We start from the raw sequence: 21481 nt of genomic DNA, 5'->3' as shown, positions 1-21481 counted from the left end.
TGGGGCGTCTTAATCTGGAAAATGAACAAAGACGCCTTCTGGATTACGTATTGCTTAATTCAACAGAAAACATATGCAAAAAAATAGTGTTGAAATTCATCAATTGTCCGTAGCTTTTCAAAATCACCATAAAACGGTATCTGCTCTGGATGAGGTCAGTTTTAATTTACATCCTGGTGAAACTTTGGTTTTATTGGGAGAGTCGGGCTGTGGTAAATCCTTAACTTCTTTGGCATTAATGCGTTTGTTACCTAAATCCGGTGTCTATGGAATTGATAGTTTCATTCATATGGATGGACAAGACATTCTGGACTTACCAGAACAGATGATGCGGCAATTGAGAGGCCGCAAGATTGCAATGATTTTTCAGGAGCCAATGACGGCACTCAATCCAGTGATGACTATAGGAGAGCAGTTAACAGAAGCTTTGGTAAAGTGTAACTCTTCCTTTACTAAGCAGGAATTGCAAGAGGCATTATTATCTTTACTTTATGAGGTGGAAATGTCTCAGCCAGAAGTTAAAATTCATCAATATCCACATCAATTGTCCGGTGGACAGAAACAACGCGTGGTCATTGCTATGGCTTTGGCATGTAAACCTGATGTTTTAGTTGCTGATGAACCAACAACAGCTTTGGATGTTACAATCCAGGCGCAAATCCTCGCATTGCTAAAAAAAGTACAAAAAAACCACCAGATGAGTTTACTGCTAATTACCCATGATCTGGGAGTACTTAGAGCCATGGCATCTCGAGTCTGTGTGATGTATGCGGGGCAAGTGGTGGCGCAATCTTCTGTAGATGATTTTTTTTCACGAGTAAAGCAACATCCCTATGTGCAGCAGTTATTGGCTTCTGTGCCTTCTTTCGCAAAACGTGAGGAACGGTTGTCAGTGATTCGTGGATTTGTACCTTCTTTGGAGGAAATGCCTTCAGGTTGTCGTTTTCACCCACGGTGTATGTATGCATTTGAGCGTTGTTCTATAGAGGAGCCGCAATTACAAGAACAAAATGGTCAATTGGTACGATGTCATTTATATCCTGATTTAGACGAGCTACCTCCTTTACAAAAAAATAAAATAGCTTGGAATGTTGCATCTTCTGAAGCAAAAACAATCCTCACCGTGAATCATTTATCTGTTGGTTTTATCCAGAAAAAAGGAGTATTCAGCCGTAATAAAGTTATATTTAAAGCAGTCGATGGCCTTTCATTTCGTTTGCAGCAAGGAAAAACATTGGCTTTGGTAGGTGAGTCAGGATGCGGAAAAACTACAGCCAGCCGAGCTCTGTTGCGTTTATTACCTATTTCTGGAGGTGAAGTACATTATAAAAAACATGATGTGCTGGCATTAAAAGGACGTTCATTAAGAGAATACAGAAAAAAAGTACAAATTATTTTCCAAGACCCTTTTTCATCTATGAATCCACGAATGACAGTAGGTGAAATAATAGCCGAGGGCATGCATGCCCAAGGGATGAAACGTTCCGTAATTAACGTAAGGCAAAAGGAATTGTTAAACCAGGTCAATTTGCCTAGCACCAGTTTACAGCGTTATCCGCATCAATTTTCTGGAGGCCAAAGACAACGAATTTGCATTGCGCGCGCATTGGCAACAGGGCCGGATGTTTTGATTTGTGATGAACCAACCAGTGCTTTAGATGTTTCTGTGCAGGCACAAATCCTTAATTTATTAAAGGAGTTACAGCAGGAGACGGGTATTTCTTATTTATTTATTACCCATAACATGGGCGTAGTCTCCTACATTGCTGATGAAGTGTTAGTCATGAAGAATGGAGTAGAAATTGAGTTTGGAAGTTGTGACGCCCTTTTTAAAAATCCTAAGGAAGCATATACACAGCAGCTTTTAAATGCCGTTTTAGATGTTTTTTAATCAAATTTTCAAGTCATTACGACTTATCTTTCATATTTTATTCATTAAAAATGTGATATATTTGCGCACTATTTGGATAATAAAGTCTTAGTATTTATTATTTGGGGGACATGGTTGTATGAAAATCACTGTGGGCAAAGATAATTTTAATAATGTCAAAGATTTTATCACTTATTTGGAAATCACCTTTGAACAAGATAAGTTGATTTCTGAAGAAGTTACTTTGTCTTTGGAATGTGATGAATTAATCCAAGAAGAGTTCAATGAGTTGGCTGAGTTTCTTTTAAAACCAGAACGCCCCAGACTTTATAAATTCGAGTTTCCTCCTCAGCAGAGACACTATCAATTATCTTTCGATAATGTGTATCTGCAGGGTAAACGACAAAAATTTTCTCTTGAATTTCAACATCAGGTGGCAGAATTACCTGGCTCATCAATTTCTTTTCAACCATCCATCAATAAAATACGAAAAACGAAAAAGAATTGGATTGAAGGGACAAAAGGTCCCAGTATGAATCTGCAACTGCAATATCAGATCCAATCGCATCAAGAACATCCTCAACAGGAACGACTCCAAAAGGCAACCTTGAGAAAACGAAAAGAGGAGCTGGTTGTAGGTGCTGTTGTTGAAGCAGAAAAAGTACGCTCGGAAGACTTAGGCGAGCTGGTTGATCGCGCCAGTTTAGATAGTAGGCGATGGCTGGATTTTTTCAAAAAGCAATTCAATCCAAACCAATTCTTCATATCAGACAAACTATTACTTTCCATATGGGATAGGTTGGTAGGTAAAGGGGTTAATCAAGTTAAAGCTTTAGATAGGAAAATTACCCATGTGCAGGCGGCTGCTATGGAAAAAATTATCCGAAATTTCCCTGAGTTTTCTTATGGATTGCTTTTTGAAAATTTACCTGCGGGATTTTATCTACAACAAACTCAGGATGGCAAAAACGTATTGTGCTTTAGTGATGCACCAGAATACCAACGTCTTGAACAAATAACTCCTCTGACGCTTGTCCCTGAACTTCCTCCAGTAAATGCCCGCAATATTATTGGTTCTTACCACCAATTCAGTTTCTTGAAAAAAGATTCTGAGAATGTAGGACGTTATAAAGCTGAGTTTAATTATTTATTGAGTGAAAAATGCACTCCGGAACGACGCCGGGAAGCTTTTGTTTTTTTCTTGTCTGAGTTGGCAGGATATGATACGCCAAAATTGAAACAGATAAAAAGATTATTACAGACGATACCTTTATCGGATCTTAACTATCGTGGTCTGGCTCAAGTGTTAATTCATACTGGAGCTGATGGTGTTCTGCTTTTATTGCAACAACTTAAAACCTTACATGATAAGGATCTTTTTAAAGATTTTAATAAGATGTTTCTGGATAAACCAGAAAATTATCTTGCACTCATGTCACCTCAAGGTTTTGCAAACCTTAAAAAATTGAGTGAATTAAATAGTGAACAGAGGACTTGGTGGAATTCTTTAGTTGAGCAACATAAAGAAGCAGGCGCCCGTGCCGAATTTAATGAGTTATTTGCTGCTTATGACTATTTTCTGAGACAGCTCGACAACAAGAAGCTGAAGTTACCTTTATCTTGTGCTTTAAAAAATATTAGACACATGAAACCAGCATTAGATCGCTTATTGTTTATCATCAACAATAGCAGTGATCCCGAAGAGCAACTTACTTATCTTGATGGATTGGATTTTGACGTCTATGGCGCTTACCATGCCAGTCGTTATAACCAGTATCAGTTGGTATCGCAGCGCATGAATTTAAGGCCCAACATTCATGCAGAGGCTCTTGATTATACGGTTCCTGTACTGCCAAATGAAATCCATACATGGCTGACCCGTTTAGATGCTTCATACGGGGAGGTTATATCCCGATTTTATCGTTTTATCGGTGGGCAAGAATGGGCATTTACGCTGGATGTATATCAAAAAATCGAACAGGAAATTAGTAACAATCAAAAGCTGAACAAGCAGAATAAAGTATTACTCCTCAATATAATTGCTTTGATCACCATGGGGCAGCGGGCTTGCACTAAAACAGAAGAGCCCTATACCCAGGTTAAGAGTTTGCTGAATCAATTCATTATAATTACTGAGAATTTTGACGAACACTTAAACAGTCAATTATCGACAGTACTTCTTGCTTTTTTGGGAGCACTGGAGCATTGCCATTGGGAATCAATGCCCACTGCTGATGAGTTGAATAAACTTATTGAGGCCTTATTCCCCATGCAAAAAGCAAAAGCCCCAGACGTAGCACGTCATGACTTTCTGGAGATGAGTTCGCTTGCTTTGAAATTCATGGGCGAATACAGCAATTCGGCATCAATAGTTATCGATAATTATCAAAGACGTTGTGCCATAGAGCAGACACATACTGTTCCTATTCAGAAATTTTCTTTTCCAATTTTGTTAAAGCATTTAGTTACTCCTTCTAAACTGAATCAATTTCTGCCAGATCTTTTTCACGATCAACCCGAATCACTTTCTCAGTTTGTGGGACTCCTTTCATTATTTAATGATGAAATACCGGAAGGTACAGGACATGATCAAGGCGATAGCGAATTTGAAATAAAAATAAAAACTCTAGCACAGGTTGTACATGACATGCAGCCCGAACGTAGAGGACAGTTATTATCAATTTTCGCTGATATTAATATAGAAGCTTCTTATCGTCTGCCTTCATTGGAGCAACTGATAAAAACTGTTGATTCAGTGACAAAGGCCGAAGAGAAATTGAGTGTACTGCCAACTATTGAAAATCAAAAAGCAGGAATTCTTGAGATTGTTTGTGCTGAATTACCTGATCTCAAAGTAGGGAAAAATACAGTTAACGAAACAGCAATTGATCTTTTTAGCGTGCTGAGACAAAGTTATAAGGAATGGCGATTCGAAAGTAAGCTTGCGAATTTACCAGAAAAATTACAAGGATATTTGGAGTCCTGGATGGATTCCCATTATGTTGTATTGTACTATTTGGATCAACACCCCCCTAACCCAAGAATGCTCTTCGAGTCTTTGGCTGAAGCAGAGCGTGAAGCTAAGAATTTATTAGGTAGCAGGTGGTTTGCTTGGACTTTGTCTGGATTTCCTCAAGAAAAAATACAAATGACTCAAGCATTGGGCGCTGAGTTTTTTACAAAGAAATCTTACTTGTCTGTGTTGAAACCTAAAATAGAAGCGAATTATAAATCCAGTTTAATTGCCGCTTTAAAGCCATTACAAACAAATCAGGATTTTGATAATTTTCTATTTAAGCAAATTAAAGAATTAAATATCGAGCGCCCCATCGATGAGTCACTGCAGGAACTGGGACAGCAATTAGATGTAGTGAATGGCTTAATTAATTCCTTAACTCGTATTAAAAACGAAAACAACATTGAGTTTCACCGGTGTATTGCATTATTAACTGAGAGAATTAAGTCTATAGCACCTGAAAAATCTTTTTTAACTGCAGTTCAGATGAAGGATTTACTGGATGTTTTGAGTCAAGGAAAAGCGGTTTCCGTTGCGTCGCCCTTAGCTATTTTATGCACAATATTAAAAGAAACGCCAAAATATACAGCGGAGCAGCTACGTGATGCTTTGAGCGAGGTTGCTTATTTAACAAAATACCGAGAAGAACTTGGGCAGCAGGCCTATGAAAACTTATTACGTTGTTCATTCACGCATAATTTAACCCAGAAATCCTTATTCCCATTAAAAGAACTGATAGGATTGAAATCAAAAGAACTGATAGGATTGAAATCGTTAACTGATGGAGAGGCAAAGCATTCTGAAGCGTTGTTCGCTGCGCTGATTCATGTAATAAAAAGATCAGAGCCAGATGTTGATGAGCAAACTCTTCAAAAAGTTATTGATAAAATCGCATCAATTACCCAGACCAAAGCAACAGTACAGTCATTGGTACCATTGCTTACTTTATTAATAAAAACGTGCACCAAAGGCAGCAAGTCTGAGTTGACTCGCTTTTACAACGTAGTCAATAAATTGGAAGCTACAGAAGATTCCGACTTAAATAATTGGGCAAAAATATTGCTTATATTGGGAGAGCATGTAACCGATAAAAACATTCATCGCCTATTAGATGTGCTGGCAGGGCTTGAATTAAATCAACACTATCTACGGGAAATCGTGGCATTATTTGATTATCCGCCTTACCCAGAGATAGAACCATTTATCAAAATGTTAAATGGTTATGTTAAGGATCTCAGAGCTTATATTGATGCATTTGACAAAGATCCAAAAGCAGGGCGCGCTCCTCAAAAAAATGCATTTGATGTTGTTCTAAAAGACTCTGACCAGGTTCTTGATGAGCAATTTGAGACCTCACAAGTGAAACGAGTCATTGCTGGCATTAAAAATACTTTTGCAGGAGCTTCTTTAAGTAGCCAGGAACAATATGATTTAGCCCAACAAGTTACCTATATCAATGCGATAGGAAAAAATCAACCTTTAACTCTGGTTGTGGGTGATAAGCCGACGACGAAACAAATTAAAGTCTATAAAAATTTAACTAAAATCAGTCGCGCTGAATTGCGTGAATTATCAGATACATTGATTGCTGCACTAAGAAAACCGAGTGAATTATCAGTTGCACTAAGAAAACCAGAGCTTGAGGCTCATGAGAAGCTAAAAATTCAATTAAGATTACTTGCTGTATTACGTGAACAATATTTTCGGGCTACGGGAAAATTTGTTGACACCACACAGCTTATTGCAGTTTTAATGTCATTAAAAAATCAGCAAAGCAACATGCTGATGGAGATTGATGGTGAGGAAAGTAATAGTATTGCAGCTGCATTATTTGCCGTAATGCAATGGGTTGAGGCGGATGGAGGGACGGTTGATGTGTGTGCTCCAAGCCGTGATGTGATGGCTCAAAGTTATAAAAATCATGCCAAAGATTTTTTTGTCTCTCTAGGTATTGCTTCAAGGAGTATTGAGATAGATGCTCCTAAAGGAACCTATAAAGTTGGTGGGATAAACTATTCCACTATAGGTGACCTTGCGTTATATCGCTCTCGTGCCAAAACTGAAAATGAAAACTTAACCGCTTACAAAGAGGATGGTCATGTTGCATCAAGTAACTTAATTTTTTATGGATCTGATTTTTCAGAATTAGATGAAAGGATTTTATTTAATCTTGCTATGAGGGCTGAGAGTGATGAGGGTAGTGAGAATAGCCCTTATGCATGGATTTATCTTTTAGTAAATGAATTTATTACTCAGGAACAATTTAAAACACTACACTCGAGTAATAGTTGGAGTGCAGATAAGGATGTAGATCAGCTAAAAGAATTTTTGTACAGGTATGCTCCTACAGGTTTGCATAGAGCACAGTTAAACGATTTACCCAAGGATAAGTTTAATTTGTGGATTAATTCAGCTATAGCAGCCCAACGTTTCGTTGAAGGTGAAGATTTTGTTATTCCACCTTCTAAAACAGCACGGCATTTTGCTATTCCCATACATCAAAAAACACGCCAAAGCGGTTTAACTTTTATGGAACATCAATTTTTGCATGCGCGGTTACAAATAGAACATCCTGATTGGGAATTCGTTATTGCTCCAGACATGCGTCTTGTTGATTCTGTTTCAACTAAAGAGTTCATTGATGACTATAAGAAGCAAGGGCGTATTATTAGTATTTCTAGGGCTTTAGAAAGACAAGATGAATTACTCGAGCAATGCAGCAAGTTTGACATGAGTGCTGCGTGTCAAATACCACCTCATCAAAAAAATAAACCTAAAGGATTAATTGCAAAAGAAACCGTAAATAAAGAAGCTCATTTACATGCTCTTAGTGAGGCCATCAAGCAAGCAAAAAATGAGCAACCTATTGTTATCCTTGCTAGAGATGCCCATGAAGTAGAATTCCTGGAAGGAAAACTAAAAGCACAATTTACTGAAAAAAATATTGCTGCATTTAAAGATGCTGGCCAGTTACAAGAAAACTGGATTAAAAATCAGTCCGGCAAAAACAATACACTAACTATTGTTACTTCGGCACTCGGACGAATATCTGCTTTTGATACAAAACATTCTAAAGGGTTTTTGACGATTCAGACTGAATTGGATACCCCTCATGATACGCAGCAGATTATGAATCATATTGCAGGAAATGATAAACCAGGTAGGCACATTGTAATTTATGAAGAATATGGAACATTTTTGTCACAATCTTGTTTTTATCAGTCCGAAGAAGGCCGCAAGAAAATGCTTGTTGCATTAGCGCAGCAAAAAAGACAACGAAATGAGGACATTGCGGTTGAGCGTCATTACATTCAAACGGTTTCCAGTATACAACAAGTTGTTCTACAGCAATTCCAGGAATGGAAGGAATTTTTACATCTTGTTTATCCAAAATCTGAATGGAGAACATTGGATGCTGAGTTATTAGTCCAGAGAGATGACTTAATTCTTGCTTTAAGCCACCAATGGGGTGAATGTCTTGAGCATTCTGATCCGCAGAAAAAATACGCTAATCCTTATGTACGTCGTAATGTAAGCAAAGAATTACAAATTAGAGAACTGGATGAAGCAGTAGCTGCCTATGAAGTTGCTGTCAATTCGATTTGGAGTCAGCAACGCGCATTTTTTAAAGAAAAGGTTATGCCTGTCATTGTTGAAGATTCAATCAATGCGCAGCGTTATCATTATTTGGATGGTGTGTCATTAAGCGAGCAATTGCAGTTTCGTCGATTGGCAGAACATGAAGGCAAAAAAGAAATGCTTATTCAGAAGAAAAAGACGCGTCGTTATGTTGAATCTGGATTGGAAGTAAACGGAGCGATGCTGCGGTTTGCTGATGGTGATGTAGGCGTTTATCGCGATGCTTTTGTTAAAAGCCAAGTAAAATTATTTGCTGCAGACATTAGTCGTATTATAAAAAATAACGCTTATTTAAATAAAACCACGCGATCATTATTGGTTAAGCAAATTGAGCACGCAACGAATTTAGATATCCTTATTGACCTCTTGGCTGATTATGCGAATTATCTGCCTGAAGATCGATTTGCTGAAAAATATGCCATGCAACCAATAATTCAAGAGATGTTAATGGTGTATCAACAAGCCGGGTTTGAAGAAACAACGGAGTTGCAGGAATTAAAAACAATTTATTTGGATCAAGTGGCGGCAGAAATTGTTGACGATTTGGAAAGCACTCTATCTTGGGCTATGAAAGAACACCGCGGCTTAGGATATTTGCTTGAGCGTTTTGCCGTTACTACTGCTGCGGATGCCATATTGAATGCTACCCACATTTTAAAAGATGCCAAGACGTTATCTGATAGGCAAAGTGCGATTAAGCACTTGTATAAGGTATTGACAAAACATGAAGCGCAGCTGGAGGGTTTATGGATATTCTCTTTTGGCTTCCATAAGAATACACATACTTTAATTAAAGAAACTTTAGCTACTCTTGATGGATTAGCGGCGATGAGTTCCAATGAAAATGAGCTGGATGCTGATTTCATACATGATTGTAAAGAGGAGGCTCTTTATGAAGTGATGAAAGAAAAACTGGATTCTGCGATTCAAGTTATTGAAGGGGAAGAGCCTCTTTTACAAAAAAATGATGAATGGAAGGCGATTAAGCACGCATTAAATGCAATACAAGCTGAAAATAACACGCTCTATGGATTTTATGAAATGCATTATTTTCTCGCGAATAAAGTAGGTGATTTGACGAGAAAAAGTTCTAAGTTGCAAGAGTTTGCAATTCGTCTGCGAGGAGAGGTTCGCAATATTTGTGAAAAATTTAGCCAAGATCATAAGGAATTACTTAATACAAGTAAGTTTTTGGCACGTAAGGCGGATAATCTTAAAGAAAAACTTAATGGATTAAATGGCTTTGCTGTGAAAGAGGTTAGGCTTAAAGAAGGACATAATGGTTTTAGCGATTATTTTGATTTGGTGATCAAAGGTGTTGGTTCGCATCCTTTACTCCATAATTTTACCCAATATAATTCTCGTGCCCATGAGCTAACTGAAGAGCGAAAAGTTTTAGAAGTAAGACTAGTCAAAGCGAATGAGCAACTTTTAGCTTTTGACCAATTAATAAAAAAGCAATTACCTCTGCTTCAATTTGGAGCAAAAATAAAGCCGGATGTGGAACAGTTTCCTAAGAAATTTCAGGATCAGGTCAATGAAATTCTGGTTTTAAAAGAATGGGCAGCAGATCAAAAGCCTAAAGATTTAAGCTCCTTTTCTGAAAAAGTCCACAATAGTTTTCTCGATAGAGAGTTAATCAAAACATTTAAGTTTCCTGATCTCCAAGCAGAAGAAATCGATAAAATTCAGGATATCCTTTTAAAAATCAGATTTATGGATTTGCATGGGCGGATAGTGGAAGGAATGAAACCAAAAACTGTTTGGGGGAAGATTTCTTCTTATGTAGCAAGCCATGTCTTTACTCCGGAAGATATGGATGACTGGCGTTTGGAATTTGATGAGTTATTAAGAAGTCCCGGGAGAAATTTAACCGATGCATTCCGTCCGGATATTGAAAAGAAACAAGGTGTACTAGCTGCTGAGCTGGGTAAATTGCGTCAAGAGATAGCAGAGCAAGCTGAGTCCCTGAAACAACAAGTTGCATTTCTCAATGAGAAAATTAATGAAGAAGAGAAAAAAAGTGGGATGTATGTTATGCGAATTACTAATCCATCTGAACTCTTGGAATTTGAGAAGCGGCTATCGGCCATTAACATTAAAATGAAACAAAAAGCGCAACCTGTTTCCCAAATAGCACGGAAACCGACGACATCGTCAGAAGTCATGTATCCACAAGTTGAACGATTGGAGCACGTAAACAAAACAGCGGAATTTGTTATGTAATAAATTTGTAGTGCTGGGTAAAAGCGCCACTTAAGTTACAGAAATGTTCCATGCCTTAGGCTTCTTTCTAAACTCTGCTGCAGCGAGTTTGGAAAGCGATCCGCTCAGTATCACAAATATTCAAAATGCGAGTTCCTTTTTTGTTTAAATATTGAACTATAATCAGATCTAGGTGATGCTGAAATTTGGAACGGCAATGTTATCTCCAGATGTTGTAAAGGTTATTGATACGATTAGTGAAAAAATTGAAACAAATAATTTTGAATCATTAACTTTTGAAGATATAAAAAATGCATGTTTTATGGTGATGGGACAGATAGAACATGTGAAAGCTAATAATCAATTCCCTACCGTAGATGATTCCAAAGAAAAAGAACTGATTGCATATAAACGTATTGTGATGCACTTAGTAGAATGGCAAGCACGATTTGTCGAAATGAAGAAAAGCAATGTATTAGGAAATTACATTGCGGATTTAAATTTCTTACGTGAAATAATGCATTCCATACCTGATGTATTAGGTGGGGTTTATAAAGTAGAAATGGAAAAAATTAACTTTTACCTTTCCAATATACTCGGCAACATCAATAAGCTAAAAAATAAATTACTTGAAGCAAATTGTTTTGATGTTGCTTTAACGGCACATACACAATGTGCTTATGAAATTACTTTCCTATATTCTAAATTACTTGAGATACACTACACAGCAAAAATGCGCTATTCAGTGGTTATTAAAGGGTATTTTGAAGCAATTCAGGAAACCTTTGATTTTTATTCAAAAGAAATAACCTATTTTCGTGATCTTGAAATTACCAATGCTAAATGCTTGAGCTACTGCCTGATGAATTATCTTCCCAAAAACGTGCGGCACTGAACTGTCAATTGCCCTTTTATTTTCTTCAGCTATCTCCCTTATTTTTCTGTCAAATAATTTACATATTAATCATAATAAATGCAGTAAATATAAAAAATACTATACTTTGATAAAATATAGTCACAAAGCGGGTAGTGAATGATGGGAATCCTTCATATATCACCAGATGAACATTTAAAACGGGTAATGGGCAATCCAAGTGATTTAATCCTAAAACAACGTGAGTTATCTGAGGCAACTTATCCCCTTTTGGTTTCTTATTTAGGGTGGCTCAGAAGACTTAATGCGATTCAAAATAAAAATGATGTAATTCATCAAAACGAACAAATTTTTAATGAATTTATGCACTTGTGCGAACATAATTTGCTCTTTTTTCTGACAGTTAGTGGTCGTTTTGATATCATTCGCGAGCTTTTCAAAGATAAAGATTTATTGACAAAAGAAATTGCCTTGCTTGAGGCAATTGAAAAAGAGCACGCACAGGCCGCAGCAGCAAATTTACAGAATTTTGTGTTTATCCCCAAAAAAAAGGAAGCATCAATACTTCGATCTGAAGCAGTAAAACCATTACCTCTTCCTACATCAGAATGGGAAAAATCACTTTATGGCATAACGAATATGAGTTTGTATCAATATTATGAAGAGGAAATGGAACGAATTACTCACATCCATCATGTAAAACAAATTAAACTCATTGATACATCTTATGAGGAACATATTACCTTGATGCATAAGGCATTAAACTTAATTTCCCAAGATGAAAATATTCGTGAAGAAACAAAACAAAAGGCGATAACACTTTATAACAAATTAATTGCAATAAAAAATGAAATGGAAGCGGAGTATCCTGAGGCGACTCTATTGGATGGAGCCGCATCAGAGTTAGAGCTCATTGAACAACAGTATCAGGTGAAACAAGAAAAACTTAAAGAAGCTCAAGGAGCTCTCGAGGCTTTTTTTGAAGAGGTTCGTCACGAATCGCCACAATTGCACATGATTTATGAAGAACATCAAGAAATTGTCAAAACCTTTGAAAAAGAAAGTCAAGCAATTAACACTGAGTGGAAGCAAGAGATGGAGATGCTAACTACTCAATATGAAAATGCACATGTTCATGCTTTAGAAGATATAGACAGCAGTTTGAGCTTAATCATTAATGAATTAAAAAAATGCCCTGTTGATGAACTGAATGAAGAACAAATCAACCAGTTGGATGCGACGTTGATTCGATTACAAGAGTATCAAGAGAAATTAAAAACAGTTGAACGTTATGAAGCGACCCAAATTTTATTAAGCGCATGCAATAAAGACTTAGAAACCATAGCACGAATTATTAAACCTGTATTATCAGAGGAAGCAAAAAAACGTTTTGACCTCAATGTAAATTTAATGAAGCAAATGTTTGTTGCCCCACAAGAGCGTGAGAACATGATTGCGACTCCAGATAATTTGTTACAAGAAACTCTTGATAGGGGCTCTGAATCTTCTTCGAAACCCAATGTTTCTGATTCTGAAGAGCAAGGTATTGATGGAAAACCAAGTACGCCTGCTATTGAGCTTGTAGAAGTAGAACAGCATCAGCCCGAGGTTTCTGAAGGTGAAAAACTTGAAACGATACATTTACCTGAAAAGCAAAACACCGAAGCAGAATCCAATAAACCTACTATGGAGTTTATAAGTACGGAACAGCATGAGCTCGAAGCTTCTAAAAAGTCAGTACATGTGGAACGATATCGATTTTTTATAAACTCTATAAGGGATGAGACTGAACTTATTGAGTTTGATCCGGAAAAACAACGCAATTATGAATCCGCACTAAAAGAGTTATCCAGTGTTTTAAGTGACTTACATGAAGAAGTCGAGCCTGACATTGCAGAAAGAATAAAAAAAATCGAAATTCTTATTAAAGATGCAAAATCAATGGGATTTGATAAAGCGAACCCATTACATATTCAAAAAATTTGTGATGCATGTGATTTAGGCATTGATTATGAACCCTTGCATCATGTAAAAGATAACCTTGCCTCAATGTTTCATTTCCAAAATAACCATCAAAACAGTGTGGGAATGTAATGCGAATCCAAAGCAAAAAATTAAACAAAGCTCATTACAAATAAGTTCAACAGGTGGTTACATCAACATACCATGCGCTATTGTTGGCGGGTTTAAGTGTTCACGCAACTGCGTGAGATCGGCCGTTCTCACCTCATCAAGACGGGTTATAGCCGCCAAATCAACATGCCCCGCCCAAGGCAAATGCCACACGCATCTCCACCCCCGCTCCCCCCTCTGCACAAGAGGCTACAATCTATTGTGTGTAAAACGAATGGATATGTTTTGTGATAAAGTTTTGGTCGAGCATTTTGAAAGTTGCCTTCCGGTCTAAGAAAACACTCTATGACTTAATTCTATGCTTTGGATTGGCATTGTAGTACATTTTGCCTAATCATCGGAATATTATATGACAGTATGCCTTTTTTTGGTATAATCAGACCAATTTTTTATGATAGGGAGAGAAAAAAATGCCGTCAATTTATGAAGATGCATTATGGGAAGCTGTAAGTAAAAAAGAATATGACCATGTTAAAACACTGATTAACGACCATCCTGAGTTGGTGAATGCAGTGAATAGCAATGGCAGGACACTTCTTATGAGAGTTGTTCTTGCTCTGGTTCCACCATTAGACCTAATTCAATTTATTGCAAAACATCCTGATCTTAGTTTTGAAAATAAAAGTCCTGAAGCTACTCAAACAACTGTGGGGGCAATTCTATCTACAGGACGCCCCGATATATTGGACATTTTTGCTAAAGATGCACGTATTGTTTTTGATGGTGATAAATTAGCTTATGCAATAGCCAAAAAAAATTTGGAAAGTGCAGCAAAAGGCAAGGTAGAAAACTACACGAAAATGCTTACCATCATTCGGGATGCGACCATACGTCATGCTATTGCAACCGATGATCCCAGCTTACTCGAGCGATTAGAAAAAGCGGGAGATAATCTTTCCGAAGCGTTGAGCGATGGAAAGCTTCCTGTGCGTTTAATCACTAAAGAGAGTCCTGCTCCTAAAGTGAAATCATGGTTTCAATCTCAAATTGGAAAAAATGGGGCGAGTATTGCGACTCATGTTGATTCATTTTTCGCTCATACCCAGGAAATGCAAAAAACAAAAGAACAAATGGATGAACTTAACCGTCGTAAATTGGAAGATGATATCAAATTGCTCGATAAGACTTATGCGAGTACTTTAGAAAGTGTGGACAAGGTTGTGAGCTCCATGAGCCTCTCAAGTTAAATTAATTTGATTTAACCTGTATAAATGCGAAGTTAAGTAGGACACAAATGTCTCTATTGTTCAAGGTTTGTCTGCAGAATCCAAAGTTGGTCATAAAAGAGATGTCTTTAATAAATGTCTACGTACTGCGCTTTATGCGCGGTATCTATAGAGCACAATGTAGCAAAAGATTCTGAAAGTGACTCAAGAGCGTTCTGGATACCGCGCATAAAGCCGCAGTACGTAGGCAGATTGTTTATCGCTTTGAGGGGTTCCCAGGAACAAGTCGTGGGAGTAGGACGTAGCTTACATGAAGTGAAGTGAAAACAATAGCGAGGAAATCGCCTACACTTTTTCGTTCTGATTTATCTTGTAAGCCATCAATAAATCATTTAATTTGCTCTATTAAAAAAATTCCAGGAATAATTATACCGTGTGGTATCAACAGGATGCTGAGGGTTTAACCCTTCATTTATATGTTCAGCCAGGTGCCAAAAAAACAGAGATTGTTGGAATTCATGAGGGTGAACTTAAAATTCGTTTAAATACTCCGCCAATTGAAGGTCGTGCCAACAAAGCATTGTTGAAGTACATTGCGCAGATATTTAAGGTGCCAATAAGAAAAGTTGAATTACAGCGCGGGGATAAATCAAGACATAAAATACTTAGGGTTATGGGGAGTGTGGTAGCACCTGATGATTTGTTTTGAATCGAAGCGTAAATTTTGCGATAGTAGGGTCTGTTTATATTTCGCCAGTTTCTGGGTACTGAAGCGCAGAAAATCAGAATAGTTTGTGCCAAGATAGTAGAAATGTAACGGAACCCTAAAAAGAAACGAACACACTTAATCAGTTGAATTCTATGAAAATTGAACAATTTCCCATTTCTTTTAATACCCCAGGCCGCAGCACGCAGGATATAACTGATCCAATAAAAAATATTTTAGCAAAAGCCACAATACAACAGGGCTTATGCCATTTATTTCTCAAACATACCAGTGCTTCTTTGATGCTTTGTGAAAATTATGATCCTCAGGTTCGTATGGATTTGGAAAATTTCCTGGTTCGATTAGTTCCTGATGGCGATCCTTTGTTTCAACATGTGATTGAAGGTAAAGATGATATGCCTGCACATGTTCGTACTGTGTTAACTCAAACAAGCTTAACCATTCCCATTCAAAGTGGAAAATTAGCGTTGGGGACATGGCAAGGAATTTATCTTTACGAACATCGCTATCAATCACAAAAACGTCATCTGGTTATTACTGTTATAGGAGACTAATTAAGGGTTTTTGGTATACTGTTATCAACAGATCCTAATTATTAATTTTTTGAATTGGAAAAAAATATGTCCCAGATACCTCAATGTCCTAAATGTAATTCAGAATATACTTATGAAGATGGTAATCAATTTATTTGTCCAGAATGCTCCTATGAATGGGCAAAAAATGAAGCAGAAGAACATGAACATGATGAGCAGCGAATTATCAAAGATGCGCATGGCCAGATTCTCCAAGACGGGGATACAGTGACAGTAATTAAAGATCTCAAGATAAAAGGGTCATCACAAGTAGTAAAAGTTGGTACTAAAGTAAAAAACATCCATTTGGTTGATGGTGATCATGATATCGATTGTAAAATTGAGGGAATTGGCGCCATGAAATTAAAATCTCAATTTGTTAAGAAGGGATAGATAGTAATGCATAAACCACTGCATATTACTTTTTTATTTTATGAAGGAATGACTGCTCTGGATGCAATTGGTCCTTATGAGGTACTAAGTCGTTTGCCAGAAGTTGTGGTGCAGAGGGTTGCCTTAAATAGCGGACCAATACGCACATGCTCCGAGCTTACTTTGATTGCTGAGCATGCATTAACCGATATTTCGCATACTGATGTTCTGTTGGTTCCAGGGGCTGGTAATGCAACCGCATTGCGTGAATTTCCTGAAATTCTTGTATGGGTTAAAGCAACTCATGAACATACGTTATGGACTACCTCGGTCTGTACTGGAAGTTTGATCTTGGGCGCAGCAGGGATTTTATCGGGAGTTAATGCGACCACTCATTGGGCAGTAATGAATCGATTAAAAAATTGGGGGGCAATACCAACCCACAAGCGGTTTGTTGAAGATGGAAAAATCATTACAGCAGCTGGCGTTTCAGCGGGTATTGATATGGCTTTATATCTTGCTGCAAAACTTGCTAATGAAAACGTAGTACAAAGCATACAACTTGGTTTGGAATATGATCCTGTGCCGCCTTTTAATTCAGGCTCACCAGAGAAAGCACCAGAAGCACTGGTTCAATCTCTTCGTGAACGCCTGTTAAAAAATAGGTTTGAACCCGAATAATTTAGGGCATGACATAGATTATCAAAGCAATTAATCCGGCAATGGCAATGATTGGATGAACTAATACTGCTAATTTAGGGAGCGGTTTCCCTTTCCTGGCGAGCGTAACCAAGGTTAATCCACCTAATGCAGCCACGATCAAGATAACCAAGCTTGCAATAAGGAGGGAAGGTTGACCTGACATAAATGTAAGCATGTATACAATCATAATGAGTAGCCCTAGTCCTGCAAAAACTCCATGAAGGGCTTTTACTTTTTGATTAACCGGCCTATCTTGCAATATCGCGGTCAAAAGAAAAAAACCACAAACTACTGCAGCAAGAAATAAAACTATAGCGAGTATTAACATTACAACCTCCTGTTTAAAAAAATCATTGTCTCATAACATTCTAGCCTGGATGCAGCGAAACGGAACCCAGGTATTTTCTTGAACCGGTTTTCCTGGGTTCTGCTCCGCTGCACCCAGGCTACAAGATACGATTGGTTTTATTCAGGTGTCACATAGTTTTCTTTTGACTTAGGAATATTTAGAAGTTCGTTTTCTAACTCTTCTCCCAAGGTATCTTTTTTCAGAGAAGGAGAGAAGTTGATGATAGGAGCAGGGTTTTTCAGGGCTTCAGTCAGGCTGATAAATTTATATCCATTTTTTTGATACATTTCCAAAACATCACCTAATACATAACTGTTTAGAAGATTTGCATGAATTAATAATATTTGTTTGGCATTTTTTCCTTGAGAGCGTTTTTCAGCTCTTAATGTTTGCTTCCATATATAAGCCAAATAGCGGGGTTTTAATTTTTGAATATAATTTACTCGAGAGCGATATGGAACTTTATAAAGCATTGCATTAAAGTCAAAATCTTTACTATCAATGGTTACTGGTGCAATGGTGTAATTATGCTCCTTGAGGTAATCATAGACTTGTTGCTTTTTGCCTTTAGTGCCTTCTGCCAGATAGGGATAGCGAAAATATTTTGGTTGGGTCATGATTGGAGTCAGAATTTTATCGGCGCGATCCAAATCAGCAATGTATTTTTCGGCACTCATTTGATTCAGATTATAATGTGAATAAGTGTGATTGCCTAACATAAAGCCTGCTTGACGAAATTGCTCAAGAAAATCCCATTGACCTTTTTCTATTGCTCCTGCTATCACAAAGCCTGTAACCGGGACTTTGTATTTTTGAAAAGTTTGCACAATTTGCGTAAAACGTTCTGTTGAACGTTCTCTATTTCCTGGGGTATTCATCCTTGAAGCAACAAGGGGCAAATCATCCATAGTAATTGCAATTTCTTTTCCATCAGCAAAACAAACCGAAGAAAACAACGCAATAAAAAGAAAGAGTAATTTAAGCATCGATGGTCCTTATCAAATTCTAATAACATGGATGGTAACATAATTCGATGAATACATTAAAAGAAGATTAGTTAACTGTAAACTCTATTATGTAATATCTCACAACAACCACGCCAACCTATTTGGCAATAAGTTTTTAAAAGTTCTGGCATTTATAAACATTTAGTGCATATTCCTTATGTCTAAAAAGGTACGTTTGAGTAGGTATTTTTTGACAGTGATCAAAATATTTTTGTAAACAACTCTGTCGGTCATATTGATCAATATACAACGCTTCTTTTAATGTTTTATCGGCAATTTTTTTATTGATGTCAGCACCCCATAGAGCATATTGATTTTGCGCCGTGTCACAACCTAAAGTATAAATGGTTGGTTTATTGTGGAGGAAAAAGAGCATTCGTGCTGCAAACCAGCCTGATGTAAAAATCGTGTCGGGTAATTGAGGATATGTAGCATTAAGTTTTTGAATTAAATGATAAACAACAAGTTTTTTTGATTTAATCACATTAAATTTGGACGTGTTATCAATTAAAACGAAAAGGCTAATTACGGCATAAGACATGATCAATAAAATGGCGAATTTACGATTATGGTCTGCAGTAGCCCAATATCCCAATAAAATGGCACTGCTCATTAGATATGGTGTTAGCCAGAACTCTCGGATCCCAGCCTTACTGGCTGTGTATAAGTAAAAACAAAGAAAAGTAATACAAACGATACGGCACAAAGTCACAATTAATGCGCTTTTCTCATCCATTCTATGGTTTCGAACTAAAAAGGGAGGAAGAAGCATCACATTGAGTGAGGGCACAAATTGAGTAAAGAACGTTTTTATCACATGATAAAAGGGGTTTACCTCATGATGGAGTTTATGAGTGGTTAACTGATAGATAAATGATTGCCAATGGTTTTGATAATTCCAGAGAATCACAGGGCTAAAAATAATAATGGCGAGAAGCGTAGCGAAATAAAAATGTTTTATTTTAAAAATTGAACGGTAAGTGAAAATTAAAAAAATAAGCAGGGAAAGAATTAAAACGATTCCGGAATATTTGGATAACATCATTAATCCGGCACTAACCCCGATTAAATAGAGATCGCTTACTTTATTTGTTTGAATAAATTTTATAGTGAAGTACAGGGTTGATGCCCAAAATAAAGCAAGGGGCGTATCATAGGTGGTTTGCCTTAAAATATCCAAGGTGACAAGGGGAGAAAATAACCATGATAACATGGCAATAAAACTTGCCTCTTGAGATAAAAAAAATCGGGCACTTTTATAAATAATCCAACTGCTAAGTGCAATTACGATGATGCCTACACAACTCAAGGAAAACAGGTTATTTCCAAACAACGAAGTTGCAAGCCAAATAAAATAGGCAATCATGGGTGAGCCATCATAATAGGATAACGCCAAATGCCGGCTCCAGTCCCAATAATAGTAAGTATCAAGAGATAATACGTTAATGGGTGCTATCAATAAGAGGATGACAAAATAGAAGGTTAAAAACAGGTAAACATTTTGTGGGTTAAAAAAGTCCCACGAAATAACCTTGCTATTTGGTTCTGATGTATTTCCATTACCCAGCTGGATGTCTAAAGGTGAAATAATTTTCTTCAGATTCTTTATCATGAACAAGTTCACCTTTAATTACTGGGGACAAGTTTTTCCGCCCAGATATGCCGAGAATAAGTATAGTAATTTAACAGAGAGATTAGACCTATGCCAAAGCCCATGATTATATTTTCGCGCAATGCCCCGCTGCCAAAGCAAAGAACTCCAACTCGCAACCAATAACTTTGCAAATTAATGATAAACACTGAATAAATAGCGAAAAGGACGAGGCGTTTTATTTTTAAAGGCCAGGACGACTTATGCTTCACGTTAAAAGTAAGCTTGTTATTCAAAATGAAATTATTAATGATTGCTGTACATACTGCAATTTGAGAGGCTTCAAAAGGCGAAAACTGAAAGCATCCACGCAACACATTATAAGTAATAAATTGTACAAAAATACCCAAGGAGCCAACCAGACACATTTTTAAATAACGTCTGATTTCATGATAGCGCAAAGTAAAAACAACGCGCAATGAATCGACAATGCTGTTTTTAGGTAACTTGCTGTATCCGGTATTTCGGTCGATAAAATCAATAGGATACTCACGAATTTTTGCTTTATTTTTATGTAAAAGCCAAAGCAGCTGCATTTTATATGCATAGTGATTCGTAAGAAACCGATGAGGTAAAATTTTTATAAGCTGTTGTCGGCGAGTAGCGCGAAAACCGCTGGTAAAATCCTTATATTTGGGTGTAAGCACCGCTCTGGCCACATAATTGCCCAAAATAGAGAATAATTTGCGATGCAGTTCCCAGTTTTTTGGAATACTTCCTCCATCAACGTAACGGCTTCCCAGTACACAATCACAGGTTTGCAACATGTCCAACATCGGACGAATATACTTAGGTTGATGGGAAAGATCTGCGTCAAATTCAAAGATAATGTCTGCATTCAAAGAAACTAAAGCATAGTTCATGGCTTGCAAATATGCTGAACCAAGTCCAGATTTGGTAGGTTCATTCTGTAAGTGCAATTTCGGATAATTGTTCTGCAATGAGGTAACAATTTGTTGGGTATTATCCGTAGAAGCACTGTCAAAAATTAAAATATGTATATCGTATTGCTCAATGAGTTCTACCGATGTAAAAACTTGCTCTACTGTTGTTTGAATAACTGACGCTTCATTATGCGTCGGAATGATAATAACTACTTTCTCTTTTTCTAATGAACTCTTTTCAATGGAATCAGAGGGATTATTTGCATCAAAAATCAACTTTATATCTCGGATTTGTGGATATCTGGAGCAATGAG

General features: G+C 37.1%; 14 protein-coding genes. 9 read left to right on the top strand and 5 right to left on the bottom strand.

What is annotated here, in order from left to right:
* Positions 1-73 precede the first annotated feature (73 nt).
* The 4 genes from A8O27_RS02000 to A8O27_RS01985 all read left to right on the top strand — a co-directional run bounded on the left by A8O27_RS02000 (position 74) and on the right by A8O27_RS01985 (position 13698).
* Positions 74-1891: an ABC transporter ATP-binding protein gene (locus tag A8O27_RS02000; RefSeq protein WP_058460280.1), complete on the top strand. Its 1818-nt coding sequence runs from the start codon at positions 74-76 to the stop codon at positions 1889-1891.
* Between the two features lie 118 nt (positions 1892-2009).
* On the top strand, positions 2010-10751 hold the full coding sequence (locus tag A8O27_RS01995) for a hypothetical protein (protein WP_058460281.1): 8742 nt from the start codon (positions 2010-2012) through the stop codon (positions 10749-10751).
* Positions 10752-10947: 196 nt separating this feature from the next.
* Positions 10948-11625 carry a hypothetical protein gene (locus A8O27_RS01990; protein WP_058460282.1) on the top strand — a complete coding sequence of 226 codons (678 nt, stop codon included), beginning with the start codon at positions 10948-10950 and terminating at the stop codon, positions 11623-11625.
* A gap of 138 nt (positions 11626-11763) precedes the next feature.
* Positions 11764-13698 carry a hypothetical protein gene (locus A8O27_RS01985; RefSeq protein ID WP_058460283.1) on the top strand — a complete coding sequence of 645 codons (1935 nt, stop codon included), beginning with the start codon at positions 11764-11766 and terminating at the stop codon, positions 13696-13698.
* A 57-nt stretch (positions 13699-13755) separates the two neighbouring features.
* Here A8O27_RS01985 and A8O27_RS19270 read toward each other — a convergent pair whose 3' ends face one another.
* A complete protein-coding gene (locus A8O27_RS19270; RefSeq protein WP_259293076.1) occupies positions 13756-13890 on the bottom strand; it encodes a hypothetical protein in 135 nt (44 codons plus the stop codon).
* A 257-nt stretch (positions 13891-14147) separates the two neighbouring features.
* Between A8O27_RS19270 and A8O27_RS01980 the strand changes: the two genes are divergently transcribed.
* The 5 genes from A8O27_RS01980 (at position 14148) to A8O27_RS01960 (ending at position 17255) form a co-directional block, all read left to right on the top strand.
* Complete coding sequence (locus tag A8O27_RS01980; protein ID WP_058460284.1) at positions 14148-14924, top strand: hypothetical protein; 777 nt, start codon at positions 14148-14150, stop codon at positions 14922-14924.
* Between the two features lie 412 nt (positions 14925-15336).
* Positions 15337-15612: a DUF167 domain-containing protein gene (locus A8O27_RS01975; protein WP_058460285.1), complete on the top strand. Its 276-nt coding sequence runs from the start codon at positions 15337-15339 to the stop codon at positions 15610-15612.
* Between the two features lie 152 nt (positions 15613-15764).
* Complete coding sequence (locus A8O27_RS01970) at positions 15765-16184, top strand: secondary thiamine-phosphate synthase enzyme YjbQ (protein WP_058460286.1); 420 nt, start codon at positions 15765-15767, stop codon at positions 16182-16184.
* 66 nt (positions 16185-16250) lie between these two features.
* Entirely contained in the window at positions 16251-16595 is a 345-nt protein-coding gene (locus tag A8O27_RS01965) for a zinc ribbon domain-containing protein YjdM (protein ID WP_058460287.1), read from the top strand.
* Between the two features lie 6 nt (positions 16596-16601).
* Complete coding sequence (locus A8O27_RS01960) at positions 16602-17255, top strand: DJ-1/PfpI family protein (protein ID WP_058460288.1); 654 nt, start codon at positions 16602-16604, stop codon at positions 17253-17255.
* Position 17256: 1 nt separating this feature from the next.
* On the opposite strand, the gene A8O27_RS01955 is transcribed toward A8O27_RS01960, so the two are convergent.
* The 4 genes from A8O27_RS01955 to A8O27_RS01940 all read right to left on the bottom strand — a co-directional run bounded on the left by A8O27_RS01955 (position 17257) and on the right by A8O27_RS01940 (position 21443).
* Positions 17257-17604, bottom strand: a complete 348-nt coding sequence (locus A8O27_RS01955; RefSeq protein ID WP_058460289.1) for a hypothetical protein — start codon at positions 17602-17604, stop codon at positions 17257-17259.
* Between the two features lie 137 nt (positions 17605-17741).
* Positions 17742-18611, bottom strand: coding sequence for a polysaccharide deacetylase family protein (locus A8O27_RS01950; RefSeq protein ID WP_058460290.1), 870 nt, complete (start codon positions 18609-18611; stop codon positions 17742-17744).
* Positions 18612-18747: 136 nt separating this feature from the next.
* The gene (locus tag A8O27_RS01945; protein ID WP_058460291.1) at positions 18748-20244 is read right to left on the bottom strand and encodes a glycosyltransferase family 39 protein; all 1497 of its coding nucleotides are present in this window, start codon (positions 20242-20244) and stop codon (positions 18748-18750) included.
* 14 nt (positions 20245-20258) lie between these two features.
* Positions 20259-21443 carry a glycosyltransferase family 2 protein gene (locus tag A8O27_RS01940; RefSeq protein ID WP_058460292.1) on the bottom strand — a complete coding sequence of 395 codons (1185 nt, stop codon included), beginning with the start codon at positions 21441-21443 and terminating at the stop codon, positions 20259-20261.
* Positions 21444-21481: the final 38 nt, after the last annotated feature.

Source organism: Legionella bozemanae, from assembly GCF_001648595.1.
GTDB classification, from domain to species: Bacteria; Pseudomonadota; Gammaproteobacteria; order Legionellales; family Legionellaceae; genus Legionella; species Legionella bozemanae.
The sequence above is the reverse complement of the archived record's forward strand: the minus strand, read 5'-3'. Positions and strand labels throughout refer to the sequence as shown.

Excerpts from the sequence above, each read along its gene's own strand:
- A8O27_RS02000 (WP_058460280.1), top strand. The coding sequence starts at position 74 with ATGCAAAAAAATAGTGTTGAAATTCATCAATTGTCCGTAGCTTTTCAA.
- A8O27_RS01995 (WP_058460281.1), top strand. The coding sequence starts at position 2,010 with ATGAAAATCACTGTGGGCAAAGATAATTTTAATAATGTCAAAGATTTT.
- A8O27_RS01990 (WP_058460282.1), top strand. The coding sequence starts at position 10,948 with ATGTTATCTCCAGATGTTGTAAAGGTTATTGATACGATTAGTGAAAAA.
- A8O27_RS01985 (WP_058460283.1), top strand. The coding sequence starts at position 11,764 with ATGATGGGAATCCTTCATATATCACCAGATGAACATTTAAAACGGGTA.
- A8O27_RS01980 (WP_058460284.1), top strand. The coding sequence starts at position 14,148 with ATGCCGTCAATTTATGAAGATGCATTATGGGAAGCTGTAAGTAAAAAA.
- A8O27_RS01970 (WP_058460286.1), top strand. The coding sequence starts at position 15,765 with ATGAAAATTGAACAATTTCCCATTTCTTTTAATACCCCAGGCCGCAGC.
- A8O27_RS01965 (WP_058460287.1), top strand. The coding sequence starts at position 16,251 with ATGTCCCAGATACCTCAATGTCCTAAATGTAATTCAGAATATACTTAT.
- A8O27_RS01960 (WP_058460288.1), top strand. The coding sequence starts at position 16,602 with ATGCATAAACCACTGCATATTACTTTTTTATTTTATGAAGGAATGACT.
- A8O27_RS01955 (WP_058460289.1), bottom strand. The coding sequence starts at position 17,604 with ATGTTAATACTCGCTATAGTTTTATTTCTTGCTGCAGTAGTTTGTGGT.
- A8O27_RS01950 (WP_058460290.1), bottom strand. The coding sequence starts at position 18,611 with ATGCTTAAATTACTCTTTCTTTTTATTGCGTTGTTTTCTTCGGTTTGT.
- A8O27_RS01945 (WP_058460291.1), bottom strand. The coding sequence starts at position 20,244 with ATGATAAAGAATCTGAAGAAAATTATTTCACCTTTAGACATCCAGCTG.